Annotated in this window: 1 tRNA gene; it reads left to right on the top strand. The window is 43.9% G+C overall.

What is annotated here, in order from left to right:
- Positions 1–51 precede the first annotated feature (51 nt).
- A tRNA-Glu gene (locus tag WCL58_RS25325) sits at positions 52–127 on the top strand.
- The last annotated feature ends 85 nt before the right edge of the window (positions 128–212 follow it).

Here is a 212-nt window from a genome sequence, read left to right as displayed (position 1 = left end):
ATTCATGCTGATACGAACCGATTAAGTTATTCAGTTTAATCGGATTTTCGTGTCCCCATCGTCTAGAGGCCTAGGACACTGCCCTTTCACGGCTGTAACAGGGGTTCGAATCCCCTTGGGGACGCCATTCCGATAATGAGTGAAAGACATTATCACCGGTTAGCGATAACCGAAAAAATCTTAAAGATGACTTGCGAGTCATGTTTAAGATA

This window comes from Serratia sp. TMDUHS_CL (genome assembly GCF_037137105.1).
Classification (GTDB): Bacteria; Pseudomonadota; Gammaproteobacteria; order Enterobacterales; family Enterobacteriaceae; genus Serratia; species Serratia nevei.
Note: the sequence above shows the minus strand (reverse complement) of the source record. Positions and strands in the feature narration are given on the sequence as shown.